The organism is Leptospira sanjuanensis (assembly GCF_022267325.1).
GTDB classification, from domain to species: Bacteria; Spirochaetota; Leptospiria; order Leptospirales; family Leptospiraceae; genus Leptospira; species Leptospira sanjuanensis.
Map to the genome: position 1 here is coordinate 489,387 of NZ_JAIZBG010000001.1, position 22,022 is coordinate 511,408.

A 22,022-nucleotide genomic window follows, 5' to 3' on the forward strand; every position below is an offset into this window, starting at 1 on the left:
TGCAATTAAGACTACTCGAAGGGAACTCTTTCCTCTAAGATCGGATACAATCGTACTGTTTTTTATGGATTTTTTAGATACGATTTCTATATGTACAGTCCGATTTCAGCTCAATAACAATACGAATCCTTTCTGCAATCCGATAGATCTCGAAAACACGTTGTAGGTTGATCCGCACAAGAGTAAGGCTGAGCGACTCCACAACCGTTCGCAATTCCGCTTGAATTACAACGACCCGACCCGGCTGTATTTTCAACGATGAGATCGAATTTAGTCGTCGCTTTCCCCGAATTCAGATTTGCGGTATATGTTACCCGCGTCTGGGATTGGGTAGGCGATCCCGAAAGTCTGCCGGACCGGCTATCGATGGAAATCGAATTCGTTAAACTCGGTGAAATCGTTACAATATCCGAACTGGACGGATTCGTGATTGTCGGTGCGAGAGAATTCGTCACGTTCTTTACGAAGACGACAGTGTTCGCCCCGTAGGTGATCGTTTGTGTAGTTAAGGCCAATAGCAACATTAGGTTTGTTGTTTCATCGTCCTTAGGATCGTTTTTGCACGCTTGCGTAAAAAGCAAGAGGGAGATTGTGAATGTTGTTAGAAATTTTTTCATATTTCCTCGTTTCTTATTTTTTAAAGTTCTATCCGGATGTCGTACGGTGCAGACAGAAATCGAGAAACGATGACGTTCGTTTTTCTATTTGATTATTTTAATTTTTAAAAAACATTATAAATTTATAATAATCAAAAATGGATTTTATTTGCGGGCGGAAATGTTGAAATTTTATTTTTGAATTATCGGTTTAATTTTTAATTTGGTGTTCATGTTGTATTATGAATTCATAGTTCTGCTTTTTGCTTTGGGATTTCGTTTTAAAAGAAACTCGATCTCGGTCTGAGCGAAAGAAGTGTAGGCCGGGTTACCGGAAAATCGGCCGAAATCCGAAAAAGGCCGCCGGATTTGTGGGACTTCTATGGTTTTTATCAAAGGATGGCGTGGAGAGAAACGCTGTTTCGATCTTTAAGGAACGAAGAGGCGACTATTCAAAAAGTTTCATTTAGTTTTGTTCTCTTATTGAAAGATTCGACTTCGGTAAAAGAAAAATACTCGGTTTAAAAACTCTTACAAGTTTTTTTAGATGGATTCGATTTATAGTTTCCTTCTTGGAAAGCTCGTTCAATAGATGCTTCCTGCTGGATCGAATTCTTCGGTTCAAAGTCGGATCGACAAACTGTTTGGAGTTAAAATTGTGAATCCATTTCAACAAACGAATGATACATCTAAAAAGAGGACATTGGATCCTTTGTCTTATGAAATCTTAAAGAGTGAAATCGTTCGAACCAAAATTCTTTGTATATTTTTTTCTTTTACGTCGGTGTTGATTGGGGTTATATTCACCGTTTTCAATGAAAAGATTCAAAAAGAGATCGGAGGGGAAATTCCTTTTTACCCCGTTCTTGGAGTGAATATTGGGATCGCCGTTTATGAATTCATCGCGAATCGAATCTTCAATCGTTTTTTGAAGAACAAGAAAAACATCATTCCTTTTGCGAGATTCGTGAACGTATTCGTGGAGATAACCGCCATTGGATTGCTGATTTGGCTGAACGTTAAAATCTTCGCCTCTCCTTTGATTCCGTTGTATTCCCCCGTGGTGATGATTTTCTTTATGTTCATCATTCTTTCGGTTTTGCGACTCGAGTTTTGGTTGAGCGTGTTTACAGGATTTTTGGCCGGAGTGGAGCTTTTTGCATTAGCATATTATTATATTCCGCAGAATCCGATCCCGATGCCGATTCAATTTTTCAACACGTTCGTGCCTTTCGTTTCCAAGGGGCTTTTGTTTTTATTCAGCGGAGTCGCGGCGGGATTGGTGGGACTTCAACTGAAACGTTCTTTGATTTCGGCAATTTCCGCGGTTCAAGAAAAGAACGAAGTGGTCGGTATGTTCGGTCAATATGTTTCACCGGACGTCGTGGATAAACTTTTAGAGCAAAAGAACGAAAACTTTTCCGAGTCCAAAAGCGTCTGCGTCATGTTTTTGGATATCCGTAATTTTACCAGCTTCTCCGAAAAAAGGGCTCCCGGAGAAGTCATCGATTATCTCAATTACATCTTCAGTCATTTGATCGATATCGTGAATCAACACAACGGTATGATCAATAAATTTCTTGGAGACGGTTTTATGGCCGTGTTCGGCGCTCCTCTTTCGGACGGATCGAACGACGTGAAGAATGCGGTCGACGCATCGATGGAAATTCTCAGAAAAATCGAATTTTTAAATCAGGAAGGTAAAATTCCGGAAACCAGCATCGGGATCGGTTTGCACACGGGCAAGGCGATGACGGGTAACGTAGGTTCCGAAACGAGGAAAGAATATACGATCATCGGAGACGTCGTGAATCTCGCATCCAGGGTCGAACAATTGAATAAACAATTCGGAACGAAACTTTTGGTCACTCAAGCAGTTTACGAGGATATTAAAACGACGATGTCCGGCAGACATCTCTCTTCGATTCATGTGAAAGGTAGAGAAGAGCCGGTCGACGTTTACGAGTTGGATAAAGTTTAAATCTCCGCGTGGTTCGGGTATTTACGATCGGATAATAAGAAAATTCTCCGGTGAACGTTTGGCGAATTTAAATCGTAACCGTTCTTTGGGATTGGAAGGACGTTTTGTAAAGGATGGGAAGCGGAAAATCGCGATGAATGCGGAGAGAACAAAGCGGCACTTGGATTCCGAGGATGGAATCCAGGACTTAAAAAAAAAACGGGGAACGAAAAACTGGCGATTCCCCGATTCTTATTCTTTAATCAATCTCTCGATCGTTCTTTCGGAGAGTTGTTTCATTTGAACGTTTTTACCGGTGATCGCTTCGAGTGATTTGGAGAAATTCTCCTGACCTTTGAGCATCCCGACTGAAAAAATATTCTCGGATTCTACTTCTAAGTTACGGATCGTGTCTGTGAGTTTGGTTTTCTTTTCCTGAATTTGCTCTTTCAGAACGGCTTGATCGATATCCGGATTTTCCGCAAGTTCTCGGAACAAAGGAGTTTCCCCGAACAGAATGTTGATGAGCTCGCTGTTCGGCGTGGCTCCTTCGTTCAAAATTCCGAGTTTCATTTGTTCGCGGGAGAATTCTCCCTGAAGACTAGAAAGGGTTTCCTGAATTTTCAGATAACGGGAAGTGAGTCCCGATGAAAATTCCGTTTTATCCAGACTTCCTTGTCCATCTTGGGCGGATACGGTTTTGCCGCTAACGGAAGACCGTTTATCGCGGATCAGCTTTTCCGCAGAGCTTATCAGATTTGTGAGTGGAACGTCCATGTTCTTTCCTCCTCTTCAGAATTCGGATCCGGAAAGAATTTACCGACTTGGCGTGAACGTTAGTAGGAACTTCTTTCCTGAAGGATTCTATGTCGCATCAAAGATCTTACTTCTGGAGACAATCTATACTAGATATCGGACGAACTCTCTGAAATAAATGAATTTTTTTTCCGGAATTATAAAAAAAATTCAGTTCGCGCTAAAGCTGTTAATAATTTTTTGAACAATTTGACCGGACTCCGACCAAATCCGGAATCCTTGAATCAAGCCGGATTTCAGACAACGTTCCCGTTTTGTCTCATCCCGATCGGGAGTTTACGGGGTTCCTCAAATTTTAACCGGAGTGAAAATTCTTAAAGATTCATTTTTCGAAACATCCAGAAACACAATCCGAGAAAAAGTCCGGGTGTGATCCAAACTCCAACGAAGGGAGGAATAACGCCGTTTTCGCCGAGCGATTTTCCCGCGGAATTGAAGATATAATAGATCAACACGACTCCGATCGTGATTCCGAGAGACGCGACTCCCGCCGTCTTCTTCGTAAAATATCCCGCAATGGTTCCGATGAGCGTAACGATGATCGTCATCATCGGCAAAGCAAACACGGAATGTTTTTCCGTGAGAACATCTCCGTAGGAAAGACCTTTTTGAATTCTTCTTTTTTCCTCTTCTCCGAGTTGAAAGAGATTCATTTCCTCCACGGAACCCGCCGGAACCTTAAAGTAAGTCGGGTCTTCGGGAAGTTCGTATTCCTTTTCGTCGAACGATTCTTGGGAGGATAACTTAAGGTCGTTGTCGAAATGCCATTCTTCGACCTTCTTCATCTTCCAAAGTCTCGTATCATAGTTATACTTTGCCTTTAAGGAAGAGATCACGGTTTCGGGAGAACCGTCGGGCCGAAGACGGATGTAATTGAAGCCGCCGTTGATTTCGTCCTTATCGGGATCGTAGAAGTATAAATAATAAAATCCCTCTTTTCCTTTTACGTGAAACTGATAAACGCTGTTGGCGAGAGTTCCCATCCCTTCGGTGAGAGTATCGTGTTCTATTTTGGCGAGTTTGTTCACCGGTCTTACGATGAACTCCGTTCCGAGCAACATTACGATCCACATTAAAATTCCGAAGATAATGAGAGGCGCGACGATTCTAAAAAAAGAAACACCGGCGGCCATCATGGATACGAGTTCCTTGTTTACGGAAAATTGACCCACGGTGAAACAGATCGAGAACATCAAGGACATCGATACGACCGTGGTCGAGATGATCTTAGGCAGACTGTAGATTAAAAATAATGCGACATGATAACGCGGAGCCTTGGTGGCCGTGAAGTTCCGCATGTTGTCGTTTACAAGAGAAAGCAACATAATGCCCGTGAGAAGAATCACGGTTCCGATAAAGATCTTAAAAAATTCTCCGAATAAATATCGGTCTAAGAGTTTCGGCGGAAAAAATTCTTCCTTCCATTTGCGGAAGAAGGATCGGATCGAATCCGGATTGAGTTGAATCGAAGGTGTTTTCATTCTTTTTCGAATTCTCGAACCATTCTCGCAGAGTTCCCGCAATTGACAAGATCGTTTAAATAGAAACCGAAACCGCAGGACGCCCTTGCCCGGATGGTTTCTCTTTTCGGAGAAGATTCCTTTTTCCGTATTTCCGACCGGTAAATTCGAACGGATGGAAGGAGTTCCACCGCAGATTTGAGTCGAATGGAGCGACACGCGCGTTTCGGTGTCGTTTACAAAGCGAATCGGGTCCTATCGAAAAACCGCAAAACTCGTGAGATACAAGGCTCCGCCTATGATTCCCGCAGCAACCGCAAACCGAAGAATTCCCGGAACCAATCCGTCCGCGGTTTGAAACCGATCCCAAAGATCCAAACGGGTTTGTAGTTTTCGCTCCTGACGCGGAATCAAAGTCGGATATTCTGGAACCGCTTTCGAAGGCGGAGGTGCGGATTCCAATTTCGTTTTCGGATTCCGGATTTTTTCCGCGATCTTCGCTTCCGCGAGAAGAAGTTTTTCGAGGCTCGCTTGTTTTAGCGCGTAAAGCGCGTCGATCGCCTCGTTGATCCAAGAATCGACCACTTCCAGCCACTGCTGCATATTGTCTTCGGTCGCACGGGTGAATTTGAATTCGCTGAACGCTGAATTCCAGTCCTTCAATTCCAAGCGCTCTAGAAGTTCGGAATCCAATATTATGTTTTGCTTATGATTGTGCACGGCTGCGATCGCGTCGTAAACTTGATTGCCCGCCGATACGAGACGGATCAATTCTTGACCGCTCACGTGCCGATCCGCCGTTACGACCGCATACACGTTGTTCAACAACGCCCTGCTGTCCTCGATATTCTCCATTGAGTGAACCGCGTAGTGAAGCAAGTCCATCAAGCCGCGCAGATACTCGGGCCATCCTTGGCCGATCTGTTCCGCCGCTTTGAGATGGGCCGTTCTGCATTTTTGATCGTGTGCAAAAACCTCCGCTTGCAGTTCGTTACAATCCTTTTCCAAACTTTCGATGGCCGAGGGAAGTTCCTTTTTTTTGAGTTCCGTTCCGCGAAAGCGGATGATTCCGTCGGGAGGAGTGTAGAATCCTTCCTTTAGCGCGGTGAGAAGATTTTTTTCCTTTTCGAGAGAGCGGAGCTTCTCCAGTTGTTCCGTTAAATTCGGCGGATACAATTCGTTCAAGGCTTCGGAAACGGAATCGATCTTCGTTTCGTAAAATTTATCGGGAGATGACGCATAACGTGCAAAGGATCTTCCCAAATACGCGCCTCTATAACGGCTGTTTAGATATTCCTTTTCGTAGAATTGATCGACCGCGTTCAGGATTTCCGCGTCCTTACTCAGTTCCGTTTCGTAACGGGAAAGAAGCCGATCCGTGAATTTTTCACGAAGAGAATCCGCGTCGTCGAACACGAGCCAGCTGCTTCTATCGTCGAGCAAAGCGGGAACGTATCTCTTTTTCGCGTTCGCTTCCCGTTCATGATTGTATGGGTGGGTCGCCCACATTCTCGGAGGTTGAGCGATCTCGGACGTAAAGATGCGATGTCCCTGCGGATTTTCCGAAGGCAGCGCGGGAACTCTTCCGTAATTCGGATTGTTCCAGAGATTTCTAGACTTATCGATGATTTTGGAATGAACCGGAAAAATATCCTTGGCCGCTTTCCCCAAACGAACCTGATCGACAAGAAATCCCTGCGTCGTTTCCCAAGCTTCGTCCGCCGCTTGCAGTTTATGAAGCGCGTGAATCAATGCGTCGCTTCCCGTGACCGAAACCGCTACGAGGTCCGCTTGGAATTCCATTTCTCTGGAAAGCGCTCTTTGTGCTAATACGACAAGATTGAAAAAGGATTCCAGAGCGGACCGCAAGGACCAAATGATTAAGCGAAGCGACCAACCGATCCAAGCGACCCGAATGTCGAATCTCGAAACCGAACGAAGAAAATCATCAAGCGCGTCCCTTCTTCCGATCAAATGTGCCGCGATCTGCTGCGCGATGTAAACCCAATTTCCCACGGCCATGCTGCGTTGCGCGAAATGTCCGAATTCGTGTGCGAGAACGGCTTTGAGTTCGCTGATGCTCAGTACGTTTACGAGCGCGAGTCCGATCTCCAGATTCTTCTTGGAAGGGAAGAAAAAATTGAGCATCGATAAATCGTAAAATACGCACGCGTTGACTCTCGGGGAAAGAAATACTCGATGAGGACGGGGCGCTCCGGTTTCGTCCGCTAAACGATATAGGAAGTGAAACAGTTGGGGCTGGTCTTTGGATGTGATTTCGTATTCTTCCTCCATGTTTCCTTTTTTTACGAAGAATAAGGCCTTGATCATAAACAAGGCGATCAGCCCGGAACCGATTCCCGCGATCCAGGAATAAATTCCCGCTCCGTCTTCGTCCAATCCGTGTCGAATCAAGGAATACGACGACCAAACAAACCATCCGCTTAATGCGAGATATACGAGAAGAAAAAGAATCAGACCGATTACGGTCAGCCAAAGATTTCGTTTGTGAGCCCGGTTCAATCCGGTAAGATCCGAAGGAATATTCGCGGGGCTTGCGGGGTATAAGTGATCCATAACAACGTCCTTGAATTCGAGGATTTTGCGATTGTTTGTTCTATCGGTCAAGGTTGAAACGAGAGACACAAAACGAAAAGAACCGGCTAAAACCCGCGCGGAAGAAGGTGAATATTTGGATTGACGCTTTCGTTTCACCGCGCGATTCTTCCGAAGGAAAGGAGTCACTCATGAAATTTCGTTCTATTCTTGCTATTGCGTTCGCGGTTTCTTTTACAACCGGCGCTCTGTTTGCCGAAAAATCCACGGAAGAACATATCAAATCCCTTTCTTCCGGTTCCGATTCCGAAAAATACGAATCGGCGGTTGCGCTCGGAAAGAATAAGGAAAAATCCGCGATTCCGGAACTCATCAATCTTCTCAACCGCAACAACGAACCGAAGGTTGCTTCGGCCGCAGCGATCGCTTTGGGAAGAATCGCAGAGCCGGGCGACGCGACCATCGCTCTGAAGAATAAAATTATTTCCTCCGAAAACGGGGACATCGTTTACGCTTCTCTCGCTTCTCTTTTAAACATCACGACAAAAAACGAAAAAGTCGAAGATTCCACGAAAGAAGCTTTCGAATACGCGGATAAGAATCGCAGAGGAGACGAGTTTGTTTCCGATTTTCTGGATCTTATCAAGAAGAAGTTAAAACTCTAATTTCCTAAAAGACCTTGTTGACTCCTCCGGAAATCAGCCGGTATTCCCGGAACATTCTTCTGGATGAAGTAAAACGAAAGGGTCAAGAAACCCTCAAGTCCTCCCGAGTGACCGTGATCGGCGCCGGGGGGTTGGGTTCTCCCGCTCTCTATTATCTCGCCGCGGCGGGAATCGGAAAGATCCGAGTCTTGGATTCCGATACGATCGACACCACAAATCTGCAAAGACAAATTCTGTTTAAACATTCGGAAATCGGTCTTTCCAAATCGGAAACGGCCAAACATAGAATCGAAGAATTGAATCCGTACATCGAGATCGAATCGTTTTCAGTTCGTTTGAATCCGGAGAATGCGGAAGAGCATCTGAAAAACAGCGATTTGGTTTTGGAAGGTTCGGATAATTTCGAAACTAAGTTTCTTACAAACGACGTATGTTGTGCTTTGAAGATTCCTCTTTTAATCGCGGGAATTCTCCGTTTTGACGGAATGGTTTTGGGAATTCGTCCGGGCATCGATCCTTGTTACCGCTGTATTTATGAAACTCTTCCTCCGGCAAACGCGATCCCGAGTTGTTCGGAAGCGGGTGTGATCGGAAGTATTGCCGGAATCATCGGAAGCATTCAGGCGACCGAAGCCGTAAAATTTTTACTCGGACTTACCGCTTCGGAATCTCCCGGGGTTTTCGGTTCCATGCTTCAGCTCGAATCGAAGTCCATGGAATTTCATAAGGTTTCTCTGATCAAACGGAACGACTGCAAGGCTTGTTCGCATCTATGAGTAAAAAAGAATATTCTAAAATGGAAAAAGGATATCTCGAACAATCGGATATTCTGAAGGAATTTCAAACGCTTCCCGGAGTCGGGAAATCGATCGCAATGGATTATTGGAATCTCGGTTTTAGAAGTCTGGACGAGATCGGTTCGGCGGACCCCGAAAAATTATACGTTCGCTGCTGCGATCTTCACGGAGGAACCGTGGATCGTTGTATGCTTTACGTTTTTCGATGCGCTCACTACGCGTTGAATACGAAAAAGCCGAACGCCGAAAAACTCAAGTGGTGGAACTGGAAGGAATCCGAAAAACCTCAAAAATCGAAACGATAATTCCCGCCGATTTGAAAATACGTCAGAACGGTTTTCGAGTCGTACAACATCGGAATCAAAATTCTCGGCCCGAAAATCTTTAATCCGATCTGATCGCTACCTCCTTCGTTGTCCGTGATATATCCCGTTTGCAGTTTGTTTTTGAGAGTCATATTGCTCGCTTCCGCAAATAGGCTGAAGTTGCCGACGATCCTCGCGGAAAGTTTGAGATTGACTTCGGTTCCAGTTGATTTCCACCAATAATCCAAACCGGTTTGATTGAGACGGATCGTGGAAGAAGAGGACGAGCTGGGGTCCATTCTATATTCGTAATTTTGCAAACTGGAAGGGCTCGACATGCTGAGATGAAGCAGTTGTCCCTGAAACGTATATCGTTCCAAAAACTTGAACTCGAAACCGATACCGTAACTAATCCCTTTTTGAGATTGGGCATATTCGCGAAAGCTAATGCGACTCGGATTGATACCGCTCGCGGTCGTCTGGCCGAAGCTATCCACTTCCTGACTGGTCTTGGACCAAATTCTTTCCACGCCTCCGAGGATCTGCAAATCCAGAACCGGATGAGGATACGGGGTAAAACCGAAACGAGAGGACACCTTTTGGAATTTCGTGTTCGCGTCGCCTACGATGAGGTTCGCCGTTCTTTCGCCGGAACTCGATGAGCCGCCGCCCGTTCCGAAAGCCAACGTTTGAATCCCGCTGACGTCTATGTTTCCTTTCGCCTCGGTTCCTCTCAGCTCTACCGTAAAACGGTTCCATGCGTATTTAAGTCGCGTCGTCGAACTCTTGTTAGTCGTCGTAAACGGGTCCATGAGAATCTCGGCCTGACCGGAACTGCTGAACAGCAAACCCGCGTAGGAAATCGTTTGATAAAAAGGACGAAGTTCGGTCTGTTCCTTGCCGCTTCCGGCTCCGAAGGAAGCTTCGAGATAATGTCTTTTGGAAGCCGAAAGTTCCTGTTCCCTTTTTTTGGCCTTTTCCTCTTTCGATTTTTGTTTTTCCGATTCCGTCTTTTGCTTTTCGGCGAGTTCGGCCGCTTCTTTCTTTTGTTTCTCCGCAATCTCGGCGGCTTCTTTCGCTTTCTTCTCTTCCTCGCTTACTTGCGGTTCCTTTTTCGTCGTAGCATCCTGAATTTTTGCGAAAGAGATTTTTCGGATCGTTGATTTCGGAAGAACCTTTACAGTTCCGTCTTCGAGTTTGAATGTCACCGATTCCTTATCCTGGCTCACAATATGTCCCTCCATCTTTTCGCCGGACTTTAAAAGAAGGGTTTCGCTTCGCAGCGAAAAAGAAAAAAGAAGAATGATAATTATAACATAGGAAATAAATTTTTTCATAAGCCTTTCGATCTGAAACACGATAACGGGAATGTTAACACACCGATGAAATCCTGCAATTCGATTTAAAATTCTTAAGATTAAATTCGATGGAAAAGAATCGGATTTTCTTACGAAAGAAATTCGGAATTTATGCTTTTGGAAACGTAGAATCCTTTTGGAAAAGAGATTACAACTGTAATATAAACGAAACTTTAAGAGTTGGGATTCCAATTATAGATCGGATCTCTTTTGAAAGAAAGTTTTATGATGACGCTCGTTACTCGAGTGAACCGGGTTCCCGGAAAAAAGTTCGAACGTTCGTTAGGCGATTTTGTTTTTTAAGAAAGAGATCAGCTTCTCTTCTTTGTCGAGTTTGCTTTCCAAAAGAAGAATTTTCAGATTCTCCGGAGGTCTCGAAATCTTAATCAGATCCTTTTCCGTACAAACCAGATAGTCGTTGTCTTTCGAAATCGTATCGAGCGCGTTTTCGTCTTCCAACGTATACGAGTGGTGATCGCGGAACGCTCTCGTTTCCAACTCCAACGGTTGAAACTTGCGGATCATCGAAAAGAAAACTTCCGGATTTCCGATTCCCGTAAAGGCATACACCTTCCTACCGTAAAAGATTTTCGGAGAATCCAACTGCAGATCGGGCGATAACAACTTATCCGGTTCGGAAGTAAAACGCAGAATTCCCTGAGGAAATTTTTTCTGAATGTTCTGAACGATTCTTTCCACCGAAGGTTCGTATTTCGAGAATACGATCCAATCCGCCCTTGTAAGAGAGGAAATCGGTTCACGAAGATTTCCGGCGGGGATTAGAAAACGTTCGCGATGAATCCTGCTCGAATCCAATAAAACCATATCCACGTCTCGTTCCAATACGTGATGTTGAAATCCGTCGTCCAAAATTACGATCGGGTTTTCCTCCATCTTCAATTCTTTTTTAAAACGAAGATAGGACGCGTATCGATCCCTTCCGATCCACACTTCCGCGAACGGAAGATGTTTTTTTAAAAGAAGAGGTTCGTCTCCCGCTTCTCTCGGAGTCGATTGTATGGTGACTCGATATCCGCTCTTCGATCCGGTAGCGCCGTATCCGCGGGACAACAGCACGATTTTTTTTTCCGGGAACTCGCGATGAATCAATTTTGCAAGATAAATGGAGAAGGGGGTTTTACCCGTTCCGCCCATGGAAAGATTTCCCACGCTGATTACGAACGCACCGGGAAGTTTTTTCTTTTCCGTAAATTTCCGATCCAACAAAAAAATGCCGCGATAGACGAACGAAAGCGCGTATAGGATCGGGAATAGAACGACTTGCAAGAGCGAAAGGGGAGTAAAGGATTTCATGAGAGAATTATAATTTTCTTATGTTAGAAGGTTTCGGAGGATTCTACGAACTGGATGTCGTAGAGTTTTTTGTATTTGCCGTCGAGTTGGATCAGCTCCGCGTGTGTTCCCGATTCCACGATTCTTCCGTTTTCCATCGTAAAAATACGGTTCGCGATTTGAACGGTGGAAAGTCTGTGCGCGATGATGATTACGGTTCTGTTTTTGTAAAGGGATTCGAGGGCTTGTTGAACCAGTCGTTCCGATTCAGTGTCGAGTGCGGAAGTCGCCTCGTCCAAGATCAAAATTTCCGGATCGAGCAATAAGGCGCGGGCGATCGCGATTCTTTGTCTTTGACCGCCCGAAAGCATCACGCCTCGTTCGCCCACGATCGTGTCGAAACCTTCCTCCATGGAAAGAATGAAGTCCATCGCAAAGGCTTGTTCGCAAGCGGCGTGAAGTCGATCCTCCGAAACGTTCGAGTTTCCGTAACAGATGTTTTCCCGAATCGTTCCGTTGAATAAAAAAACCTGCTGCGATACGATTCCGATTCTTTTGCGGAGATTGCTCAGATCCATTTCCCGAAGATCGATTCCGTCGACGGTGATGCTTCCTTCCTGAGGATCGATCAATCTCGGAACAAGATCGACTAACGTGGACTTTCCCGCCCCCGATGCGCCCACGAGTGCGATCGTTTCTCCTTTCGGGATTTCGAGATTGATTTCCTGGATCGCGGGGTTTTTCGCGCCCGGATACGTGAAGGTCACATTGTTAAACGAAATGCCTTTTTCGATTCTTTTTAGGATTTTAGGATTCGAGGGATTTTGAATGTCGGTTTCCTGATCCAAAAGCTCGAACACCCGATCCCCGGCGGAGATCGCGCTTTGGATCGAGTTGGACAACATACTCATCTGCTTGAACGGTCGCATTAAAAAAATGAGCGTTAAAAAGAACGCCATAAACATCCCGCGGGAGAACGTTCCGTCTTCCATCAGATACGCGCCGAAGCTCAAAAAAATCACGGCTACGATCGAGCTGAACAATTCCGTAAGGGAAGGTCCGACTTGATGATAAAAATGTCCTTTGAAAGTTTTGTCCGAAAGATCTTGGTTGAATTCCCAGAAACGTTTCGCCTCCGCCTTTTCCATCGAGAACGCGCGGATCACACGGATTCCGGAAATGACTTCCTGAAGATGTCCGTTTAACGAGGACAGACGTTCCTGTTGGTTTCGGGTCGCCCTGCGGATCTTATCGGCGAATGCGGAAACGGGGCCCATCACGATCGGAACGATGATGAACACGGCAAGAAACATCTTCCAGCTCAGATAAAGAAGAAGAAGCAAATGCGTGACGATGTAAAAGAAATCCGTGATCGCGTCCTTCAAATCCGAACTGATCAGTTTACCGAGAACTTCCACGTCGTTGATGATTCTACTCATCAGGATTCCCGTTTTTTCCTGAACGAAGTGATTGAGAGGAAGAGTTTGCGCCTTTGCGTACAGTTCAGCCCGCAAATCCCGGATCGCTAGATAACCGGCCGAGTTGATACAATAAACCGCCGCAGCGAGAAAGATGAGCTTCAAAAGATATACGGGAAAAACGATAAAACAAAACAGAAGAACGAGTTCGTCGTGACTCATTTTCTTCAGCGAAGAATTCAGCTGCACTTTCCAGTGAGCGAGCTGCAGTTCGATGGATTCTACACTCGTAAAAGAATCTTTCTCTTCGTAACGCTGGATCAGGGCTTTGTCTTTTTTGGTAAGGGAAATTTCGAAATTCGTTTTTTCTCCTGTCCCGAGAGAATCGAAAATCGGAATCAAAGAAGTAAGAGAAGCTCCGTTCAGAACCGATACGAGAAAAGAAAGTACGATACCCGAAATCAATCTGTATTTGTACTTGAAGGAATACTTTAGGAGCCGTTTATAGATGTTCATTGGACAGGTTTAGTCTTTTGAATACTTCTCTACCCTTTTTTGCAGGAATCGTTGTTTTGTCCCTTCTTTTTTCCGGTTGCGGTTTGCAGGAGGAAGACCCCGAGGAATTGATTCTTTCTTTGCCTTCCGATCCGATCAGTTTGGATCCGCTCTTTTCCACCGATTTATCTTCGCGCACTTTGGGAAAATTCTTATATCCGTTTCTATTTCAAAAAACGCCGGAAGGAAATCCGGCTTATCAACTCGTGGAATCGCATCAATTAACGGGCAAGGGAGAAGTTCGTTCTCTCAAACTCAAACTGAGATCGCATCGATTGACGAACGGTGAAGAATTGAGCGCTTCGCAAGTCAAAGATTCTTTGGATCGACTTAAGAATACTCCCGGTCCGCGACGAAATCAATACGCGTTCCTAAAAGAAATCAACGCGACCGGTGAAAAGGAAATCGAACTGAAAATCACGGGCGGATTGCGGCAAGCAGTCGACGCATTGTCCTTGCCGCCCGCTGCGATCGTATGCTGTAAATTTTCCGAAACGGGGAGTTTGGTGGCGGAGTCGCTTGAAACATTAGAAAAAAAGAATGTATCCGAATCTGCGAAAGCGGGTAGATATATTCTCAAAGAATGGAAAAAGAACAATTACATTCTTCTTGAAAAAAATCCTTCCGTAACCGAAGACCTTCCGAAAAAGATCCGTTTGCGGATATTGGCTTCCGCGTCCACCGGCGTGTTTCTTTTTTCCAAAGGAAGAATGGATCTGATGCGTCTTCCGAATTTTCTATTAAAAAATCCTCATATTCAAAAAGAAAATCTCCGTTTTCGAAAAGGATCGGGCGTGCAATACGTCGCGATCAACGCGAACGAACCATGTTTCGACGTGAACTTTAGAAAAGCCTTAAATACCGCCGTCAATCGTCATCTCGTCATCGAAAAACTTCTGGAAGGTAACGCAGATCCAACGTTCGGTCCGGTTCCGCCGGTAAACATTTCGCAGACAAAGATGCAGGAGATCGTCGGCGCGAATCCGGAGTTTTCGGCGATTCAAAGTCATTCTCCGGAAAAGGCGAAAGAATATCTGAAAAAGTCCTCTTGTTATCCGAACATTCTGGAAAGAGAAATCGATTTTAGAATGCGGGGCGACGACGAAAACAATGCGAACGGTTTGGCCTTGGCGGGTTTTTTAAAAGAACTCGGACTCAAGGTGAAAATCCGCCCGATGGAAAAGGCCGTTTTGTATAAGGAGAATGGAGAGGGCAAAGGGGATCTGACGTTGCTTTTTTGGTACGCCGATTTGCCGGGCGCTTGGAACTTTATCGATCCTTTGTTTTCGGGAAAGGATAAGGGGAACGGGGGAAACCGAGCGCACTATGAAAACAAGGAACTCGAACTTCTTTTTACGAAGGCGAGAAGTTCTGATTCTTTGAATCTTGAAACGGAAACCACCAAGGCCTTGCGGATTCTTTTGAGAGAATATCCTTGGATTTTTCTTTGGTCGCCGTATGAGACTTTTCTAATATCTGAAAAAGCGAAACGGTATCCTAGTTTGGCGGAATATCTTTAGTCGGCGGAAGTTCGAGTTCGACCGAATCTCCGTCTCCTTCTTCCGCTTGGGGAAGAATCGTCCGATCGTTGGTCGCGGTTCCTCCTTCCGGGGCGGTCGTTTCCGGTGTTGCGGCAGAGGTTCCCGCGGGAGGCGCGGGCTGTTCTCCGATATAATAATACTGTCCGTATAAAGGATAGGTGCAGGGAACGGAAGAATGAAGAAGACTTCCCGTGTCGCCGCACACGTCCACTTTCACAAAATCGCCGTTAAACGGTTTGATGAGCGTGTCCGAAAAACCGATGTTTCTAGCGATATAATTTGCGTAACGAAACCAGATGTTTCCGCTGATTGCGGAACCGGAGCCTTCGAACGGAGCGCCCACGTCGTTTCCGATCCACACGGTCGTTACTAAGTCGGGGTTGACTCCCGCAAACCAAGCGTCCCGGACCCCTTTGCGGCTTCCCCATTTTTTACGCGCTTCCTTAGGAGATTGAACCGTTCCCGTTTTGCCGCCCATCGGAAACGAATCCTCCGCTTTGAGGCGGAGCTTCATCGTTCCTTGTTCGCTCAACACGCCTTCCAAAAGATTGATCGTTTCCGCGCACGCGACCGGATCGAGGATTTGAATCGCCTCGTTCGGATCTTTTAAAGGGGCGGAAAACATTTCGCTTCCTTCCATATCCGTAATTCTTAATATCTGAACCGGCGTTACTTTCTTTCCTCCGTTCGCGATCGTCGAGTAGATCAGCGCCAGTTCCATCGGAGATAATTCTCCCGAACCGAGAGCCAGAGAAAGATTGGGTTGGAATCTTTTTTCCAGAGTTGTCTTGTCTATGTCCAAGATCATCGCGATCTTTTCGAGAAATTCGCTCACTCCGAATTCGTTTAACAATTTCACGGCGATCGTATTGATCGACTGTGCGAACGCGATTCTCGCGGTGACTTCTCCCTTGTAACCTTTGTACCAGTTTTTCGGCGAATATCCGCGTATGTTGATCTCCTCGTCCATGACCTTGGAGGAAGGAGTGATGATTCTGTTTTCGAACGCGATCGCGTAGACAAGGGCTTTGATCGTGGAACCGGGTTGTCTTACCGCGGAAACCGCGCGGTTGAGCCTGAATATATTAGAAATTTTGTAACTGCCGACCATCGCTTCGATATAACCGTTTCCGGGATTGATCGAAATCAGCGAACCGTTCATATTGTCGATGATGGATTGTTGGATTCTCGCTTCTTCCGAATCGCCTTTTTTCGCGTATGCGGCTTTGACGTCGGTCAGCTTTTTGCGTACGGACTCGATCCCTTCGCGCAAAGACTTTTCCGCAGCGTCCTGTTTGTCGTAATCCAAAGTCGTGTAGACGTTCATTCCTCTGGTTTCGATATCGATCTCGGAAAACGTATCGAGGATATGTTGACGGATTCCGTAATTGAAATCGGGCGCGAGATTGACTGTAAAGTCTTTGTCGAATCCGTATCTAGCGATCTCGGAGGCGTAGAATTCCTTCTCTCCGTCTTTCGTGATCTCGACCTTATAAAAGGATTTGAACGATTTCAGATTTGCGTCGATCTTCTTCGCAAAATTCTTATCGATGCTGGACGGATTCGGATGAAGTTGCGTGTTCTCGGACATCGGAACCATCACGAGCCTCTGCCGTTTGAGAGCCGTCTTTAAACTGCGGACAGGATTGTAATTGGAAGGAGCGGGAATGATACCCACGAGCATCGCGGCTTCGGCCGGGGTTAATTCCGCCGCGGCCTTGTTGAAGTAATAACGGCTCGCTTCTTCGACTCCCGTGTTTCCTTCTCCCAAAAAGATCCGATTGAGATACATCGAAAGGATCGTGTTCTTGTCGAACTGACTTTCGAGATAAAACGTACAGTAGAATTCCGTAATCTTGTTGAATATGTTTCTCGCTCCGAGATCGAGAGTCAGCTTTGCAAGCTGTTGTGTGATCGTCGAACCGCCTTGTTTTTGAAACGTGGTCAGGTTGATGAGAATCGCGCGCAAAAGCGCGGTGTAGTTGATTCCGTGATGATTGTAAAATTCCCGGTCTTCGGAGGAGAGAAGTGCCCAAACGATGTTGCCGTGTTCCTTGAGATTATCCGTGCGGATCGGTTTGAACTTTCTTCTCGAGAATTCCCCGATCAATTTTCCGTTTCGATCCAGAATTCGAATCGGACGGATCTGGCTGATTTCGTAATAATTCGTGACTTCGTTTTTGAACTTATCGAGATTGGAAACGACCTCGTCTTTTTTAGTGAGCCAAACGACGTAAGAACCCCCGATTAAAAACGAGGCGATCGCGATCGCGGCGATCGTCGCATAACGGAGAATTTGCCTCCAGTGAGCTTTGGAAAAGAGGAAAAGTTTACGAACGGTTTCTTGGATTGAACTTAGAAGGGAGAATACTTTCTCGTTGCCGGATGTCATCATTTCCTCTTATCGAATCGGATCTCAGAGAAAGACAATAGAAACCGTGGAAACTTTGTAAAGTATTAGAAAACGTTCCGAATAGAATCCTGTAAGATTTTAAAACGTTCTTCCCGTTGCGGATTTTTAAAATGTCAATCCGAATTCGCATCGAAAGAGTTGTGGGAACTCCCACAAAATCGGGTTTTTAGAAAGGTTGACTCCGGTTTTGCGTTATTTGGAAAGAACTTATTTTTAAATCGCGAATTTTCCCCAAAATCATTTCTTCTTGAGAATTGTGAAATTCACTCTTCGATTCCTTTTGCGTCCTTCTTCCGAATCGTTTTTGGCGAGAGGCATCTCGTCTCCGAAACCGCGCGTTTGGATTCTTGCCGCGGGAATCGAATGTTTTTGGGAAAGATATGCCGCGACCGCCTTGGCGCGTTTTTCGGAAAGAAGGCGATTGTCCTTTTTTTTGCCGACGTTGTCCGTATGTCCTTCGATCTGAATTTCGATCTCGGGATTTTCTTTGATGATTTCGGCGAGACGATCGAGTTCCGGCGCGGATTCGGGAGCGATTTGAACGCTCTTGGATTCGAAGAATAAATTATTGATCTGAATCGTTCCGCGTTCCCGGATCGGTGGAAGTTGCAGAAGAACCTCCACCTTTTCGGAAGTTTTCTTTTTGGAACTCAGGTTCAAATTTTGGGAAACGGGAAGATATCCCTTCTTCTGAGCGTAAAAACCGTAGTTCTCTCCGAAGGGGAGAATGATCGAGAAATTCCCCGTGGAAGGATCGCTCTTTGCGCTACCGATTTTCTCATGAGACTTTAACGATTCGTAATGTATGTCCGCGGACAAAGGATTTCCGTCCGTGTCCACGACCTTGCCGTCGACGACGACCACAGTTTCCGGACGCATTTCTTTCGGAAGATACGCCATAAACAACTGGCCTTCTTTACTGATATAAGCCCAATCGCTGTTGGCCGGAATCGAAAAGAAGTTCACACCTTTCAGGTTTTCCGAAACTTCCACGGGTTTGGTCCATTGATCCCAACCGTCTCCGAGCCTTCTCGTCATATAAATCGAAAGACCTTTGTGCCCGTCGCTGGAAAAATACAGAGTTCGATCGTCGCTCGCCAAGAACGGGGCCATCTCTTCGTGGTCGGAATTGATGACTTCTCCGAGATTCGTTCCCAAAGGAAACGTTCCGTCGCTTAACATTTTACTCGCGTAAAGATCGAGTTTGCCTTTCGAATCTTTGTGCTGGGAGGAATAGATCAGAATTCTTCCCGAAGAGGAAAGTGTGGAACCGCCGAACACTTCCTGGCTGGAATCGTTTTTCTTTCGGTAGAGATTGTAAAAATCAGGAAATTTTAATATACTCGGCTTGGACCAGGAATCCTTCTCCTTAAAACTTTTATACAAAGGAACTCTTCTCGTGATCTGTTTCGTCTTCTCGTCGTAGTCGTTTCTGAGTTCTTCGATTTTTTTGCGGTATTCGTTCGAGTTCTTGGAGGAACGCGCGGCCGATTCTCCCTTCGCTTCGAATTCCTTTTCGAGTTCGTCCAAAAGTTCTTTTTCGCCGAACGTCCCGAAGACGAAGAGCTCGTTACCGCCGGGCAACGCGGAGATGACCGCGGAAGGCATTTCGTTGTTGAGAGGAGCGCTCATTTCTTTTCCGTCTTCCCAAAACCCTCTGTCGTCGAGTTTGGAATACCAGATCTTCTGCGTTCCGGAACGGCCGCGTTTGATGTAAGCCGTCCAAAAAAGATATTTCCCGTCCGGAGAGGCCGTCGGATTGAATGCGAATATATTATGATTTACGTAATCGGGAATTTTTTTGATCGTCCAAGGTTTGAGTTCCTTCGTATCGAGAAAGGGATAGATTTCGTAACGGATCGGATTGCAGGTTGCACCCTTCATACCGCAGAGAATCCGCACCGTCTTATCGTTGAGTTTGGAAAGTTCGGAAGTGATTTCGTTGGATTCGATCGGGACGTATGCGTTTTCGGTTGCGAGTAATTTTCCGAACTGAAGGATCTTACCGATCAATAACTGATCGCCGCTTCCGAAGTGCGATTGTTTCCGAGTCGAAAGATTTTCGGCGACTGCAAGACTCCGACCCGTTCGGGATAGATGCTTATCTTCTGCCTGTAGTTCCGTTAAAAACGGAAAACTCAAAATCAAAGGAAGGATGGCCTGAAGTTTAGAACGCATACGATATAAACTTCGGAAGAATTTCAAAAGTCCTTAATTCTCCTTTTTCTTGGCAAAAAACCCTATCTTGAAAATCATGGTCATGATTCTCCCCTGGCAGGTATTCTCAGATGATCAGCACTTCCGGATTAACCCTAAACTTTGGTAAAAAAATTCTTTTTGAGAACGTTTCGGTTAAGTTTAAGGAGAATTGCAGATACGGTTTGATCGGAGCGAACGGTTCGGGTAAGTCCACGTTCATGAAAATTCTTGCGGGATTGGAACAGGCCGCAAACGGCGCGGTTTCCATCGACGCAGGATTGAAGCTCGGATATTTGAAACAGGATCATTACGAATACGAAAACGAAACGGTTCTCAACACCGTGATTATGGGGAACAAGGAACTCTGGGAAGTTTCCCAGGAGCGGGACGCGATTTACGCGAAACCCGAGATGTCCGACGAGGACGGAATGCGTGTTTCCGAACTTGAGGAAAAATATGGAGAACTCGGAGGTTACGAAGCGGAAAGCACCGCGGGCGAACTTCTCGAAGGTTTAGGGATTCCCACCACAAGTCATACCCAGACTCTCGCATTTTTAACCGGTGGTTTTAAACTTCGGGTATTATTGGCCCAGGTTTTATTTCAAAAACCGGACATTCTTCTTTTGGACGAGCCTACCAACCACTTGGATATCAAGACGATTCACTGGCTGGAAGAATTCTTAACGAACTACCGCGGCGTCGTTATCGTTATCTCTCACGACCGTCACTTTATCAATTCGATCGCGACTCATATCGCCGATTTGGACTATCAATCCTTGACCATCTATCCGGGCAACTATGACGACTTTATGGAAGCGTCCACGATGGCCCGCGAACGTCTGTTAGACGAGAACAAACGCAAGAAGGAAAAGATCGCCGAACTTCAGGACTTCGTAAACCGATTCAGCGCAAACGCGAGTAAATCAAAACAAGCGACTTCCAGACAGAAACAAATCGAAAAGATCAAACTCGACGACGTTAAACCTTCTTCCAGGGTTTCTCCTTATATTCGTTTTAAAATGAAGAAGCCTCTCGGTAAGGACGTAATTCTTGCGGATAATATTTCTAAATCCTACGACCGTCCTATCTTTAAGGATTTTACGATCAATATCACCAAAGGGGAGAAGATCGCGATCATCGGAACCAACGGAGTCGGAAAGACCACCTTGTTGAAAACGCTGATGAAACAGATCGAGCCCGATACCGGCAAAGTAACGATGGGAGAATCCGTGACCGCTTCCATCTTTCCTCAGGATCACAGGGAAGGTATATTAGAAGACGCTGATACGATTGTGGAATGGTTGTATCGTTACGCCGATCCGGGAACGGAAATGGAAGAGATCCGGGCGATTTTGGGAAGAATGTTGTTCAGCGGCGATATGGCCAAAAAACCGACCAGCGTTCTTTCCGGAGGAGAAAAATCCAGGATCATCATCGGAAGAATGATTATGACCGGAGACAATCTACTCGCGCTCGACGAACCGACCAATCACTTGGATTTGGAAACGATCGAAGCGCTGAATTACGCTTTGTCCATCTTCGAAGGAACCGTAATCTTCGTTTCACACGACCGCGAGTTCGTATCTTCCTTGGCGACTCGGGTGATCGAGGTTTCCACCGAAGGAATCCGCGATTTCAAAGGATCTTACGAGGACTTCTTGGAACGAGAAGGTGCGGAATTCTACAAACGTTTATCCGGCGGTCCTGTTCTGGCTGAAAGTTGAGGAAGAGGGGTGAAAACGTAAGAATTTTTATATTGAGTTTGTCCCAAAATAGTAAAATGTGGGAACTCCCAAGTTTGCAACGAGAGTATCGGTTCTCAAATTTTATAGCAAGTTTATTTTCAAATGTTTCGTTTCCACTTTCCAAAATCTTCTTTTATTCCATTTATAACATGCAAAAAATATAAATTACGTTTTTCGTGATTTTATAGATCGTTCTGTTTAGATTCGGATTCTCCGAAATTTTTTTTTAAAAATAGATTTGATTTCCTTTTGAATTCAAATAAAAAATTTTCGTATAAAAATTCTAAAATAAATTCAAAATTTTGAATCTACCGATGCCTTCCGAGAACCGTTTCCGATTAGAGA

General features: G+C 45.5%; 15 protein-coding genes and 1 pseudogene. 7 read left to right on the top strand and 9 right to left on the bottom strand.

Annotation, left to right across the window (positions count from 1 at the left end; all coding sequences use genetic code 11):
• Positions 1 to 110: 110 nt before the first annotated feature.
• Entirely contained in the window at positions 111 to 617 is a 507-nt protein-coding gene (locus LFX25_RS02340) for an Ig domain protein (protein WP_238728697.1), read from the bottom strand.
• A 634-nt stretch (positions 618 to 1,251) separates the two neighbouring features.
• Here LFX25_RS02340 and LFX25_RS02345 point away from each other — a divergent pair.
• Positions 1,252 to 2,577 carry an adenylate/guanylate cyclase domain-containing protein gene (locus tag LFX25_RS02345; protein ID WP_238731474.1) on the top strand — a complete coding sequence of 442 codons (1,326 nt, stop codon included), beginning with the start codon at positions 1,252 to 1,254 and terminating at the stop codon, positions 2,575 to 2,577.
• A gap of 231 nt (positions 2,578 to 2,808) precedes the next feature.
• Here the strand turns inward: LFX25_RS02345 and LFX25_RS02350 are convergent, their stop codons facing one another.
• On the bottom strand, positions 2,809 to 3,333 hold the full coding sequence (locus LFX25_RS02350) for an LIC10415 family protein (protein WP_238728698.1): 525 nt from the start codon (positions 3,331 to 3,333) through the stop codon (positions 2,809 to 2,811).
• On the opposite strand from LFX25_RS02350, the pseudogene LFX25_RS02355 reads away from it, so the two are divergent.
• A pseudogene (locus LFX25_RS02355) lies at positions 3,332 to 3,556 on the top strand (hypothetical protein). The gene LFX25_RS02350 and the pseudogene LFX25_RS02355 sit on opposite strands and share 2 nt — an antisense overlap.
• Before the next feature lie 130 nt (positions 3,557 to 3,686).
• On the opposite strand, the gene LFX25_RS02360 reads toward LFX25_RS02355, so the two are convergent.
• The gene (locus tag LFX25_RS02360; RefSeq protein WP_238728699.1) at positions 3,687 to 4,853 is read right to left on the bottom strand and encodes an LptF/LptG family permease; all 1,167 of its coding nucleotides are present in this window, start codon (positions 4,851 to 4,853) and stop codon (positions 3,687 to 3,689) included.
• A gap of 234 nt (positions 4,854 to 5,087) precedes the next feature.
• Positions 5,088 to 7,409 carry a M48 family metallopeptidase gene (locus tag LFX25_RS02365; protein WP_238728700.1) on the bottom strand — a complete coding sequence of 774 codons (2,322 nt, stop codon included), beginning with the start codon at positions 7,407 to 7,409 and terminating at the stop codon, positions 5,088 to 5,090.
• 170 nt (positions 7,410 to 7,579) lie between these two features.
• Between LFX25_RS02365 and LFX25_RS02370 the strand changes: the two genes are divergently transcribed.
• Genes LFX25_RS02370 through LFX25_RS02380 form a run of 3 tightly spaced genes read left to right on the top strand, consistent with a single transcriptional unit; the run spans position 7,580 to position 9,155 of the window.
• Positions 7,580 to 8,053, top strand: a complete 474-nt coding sequence (locus tag LFX25_RS02370; RefSeq protein ID WP_238728701.1) for a HEAT repeat domain-containing protein — start codon at positions 7,580 to 7,582, stop codon at positions 8,051 to 8,053.
• Positions 8,054 to 8,067: 14 nt separating this feature from the next.
• Positions 8,068 to 8,829, top strand: a complete 762-nt coding sequence (locus tag LFX25_RS02375) for a HesA/MoeB/ThiF family protein (protein ID WP_238728702.1) — start codon at positions 8,068 to 8,070, stop codon at positions 8,827 to 8,829.
• Positions 8,826 to 9,155 (top strand): helix-hairpin-helix domain-containing protein, encoded by a 330-nt coding sequence (locus LFX25_RS02380; protein WP_238728703.1) that lies wholly within the window; start codon positions 8,826 to 8,828, stop codon positions 9,153 to 9,155. The genes LFX25_RS02375 and LFX25_RS02380 overlap by 4 nt, the downstream gene beginning before the upstream one ends.
• On the opposite strand, the gene LFX25_RS02385 is transcribed toward LFX25_RS02380, so the two are convergent.
• From LFX25_RS02385 to LFX25_RS02395, 3 genes are all read right to left on the bottom strand, one after another.
• A complete protein-coding gene (locus LFX25_RS02385) occupies positions 9,137 to 10,492 on the bottom strand; it encodes an LA_0442/LA_0875 N-terminal domain-containing protein (protein WP_238728704.1) in 1,356 nt (451 codons plus the stop codon). The genes LFX25_RS02380 and LFX25_RS02385 overlap by 19 nt on opposite strands.
• 303 nt (positions 10,493 to 10,795) lie before the next feature.
• Positions 10,796 to 11,827: a tetraacyldisaccharide 4'-kinase gene (lpxK, locus tag LFX25_RS02390; RefSeq protein ID WP_238728705.1), complete on the bottom strand. Its 1,032-nt coding sequence runs from the start codon at positions 11,825 to 11,827 to the stop codon at positions 10,796 to 10,798.
• A 23-nt stretch (positions 11,828 to 11,850) separates the two neighbouring features.
• A complete protein-coding gene (locus tag LFX25_RS02395) occupies positions 11,851 to 13,740 on the bottom strand; it encodes an ABC transporter ATP-binding protein (protein WP_238728706.1) in 1,890 nt (629 codons plus the stop codon).
• Here LFX25_RS02395 and LFX25_RS02400 point away from each other — a divergent pair.
• Positions 13,740 to 15,299 carry an ABC transporter substrate-binding protein gene (locus tag LFX25_RS02400; RefSeq protein WP_238728707.1) on the top strand — a complete coding sequence of 520 codons (1,560 nt, stop codon included), beginning with the start codon at positions 13,740 to 13,742 and terminating at the stop codon, positions 15,297 to 15,299. The two genes, LFX25_RS02395 and LFX25_RS02400, sit on opposite strands and share 1 nt — an antisense overlap.
• Here the strand turns inward: LFX25_RS02400 and LFX25_RS02405 are convergent.
• On the bottom strand, positions 15,277 to 17,712 hold the full coding sequence (locus LFX25_RS02405) for a transglycosylase domain-containing protein (protein WP_238731475.1): 2,436 nt from the start codon (positions 17,710 to 17,712) through the stop codon (positions 15,277 to 15,279). The two genes, LFX25_RS02400 and LFX25_RS02405, sit on opposite strands and share 23 nt — an antisense overlap.
• A 258-nt stretch (positions 17,713 to 17,970) precedes the next feature.
• Positions 17,971 to 19,911, bottom strand: coding sequence for an OmpA family protein (locus LFX25_RS02410; RefSeq protein WP_238728708.1), 1,941 nt, complete (start codon positions 19,909 to 19,911; stop codon positions 17,971 to 17,973).
• A 110-nt stretch (positions 19,912 to 20,021) separates the two neighbouring features.
• Here LFX25_RS02410 and LFX25_RS02415 point away from each other — a divergent pair, with 110 nt between their 5' ends.
• On the top strand, positions 20,022 to 21,656 hold the full coding sequence (locus LFX25_RS02415) for an ABC-F family ATPase (RefSeq protein ID WP_238728709.1): 1,635 nt from the start codon (positions 20,022 to 20,024) through the stop codon (positions 21,654 to 21,656).
• The last annotated feature ends 366 nt before the right edge of the window (positions 21,657 to 22,022 follow it).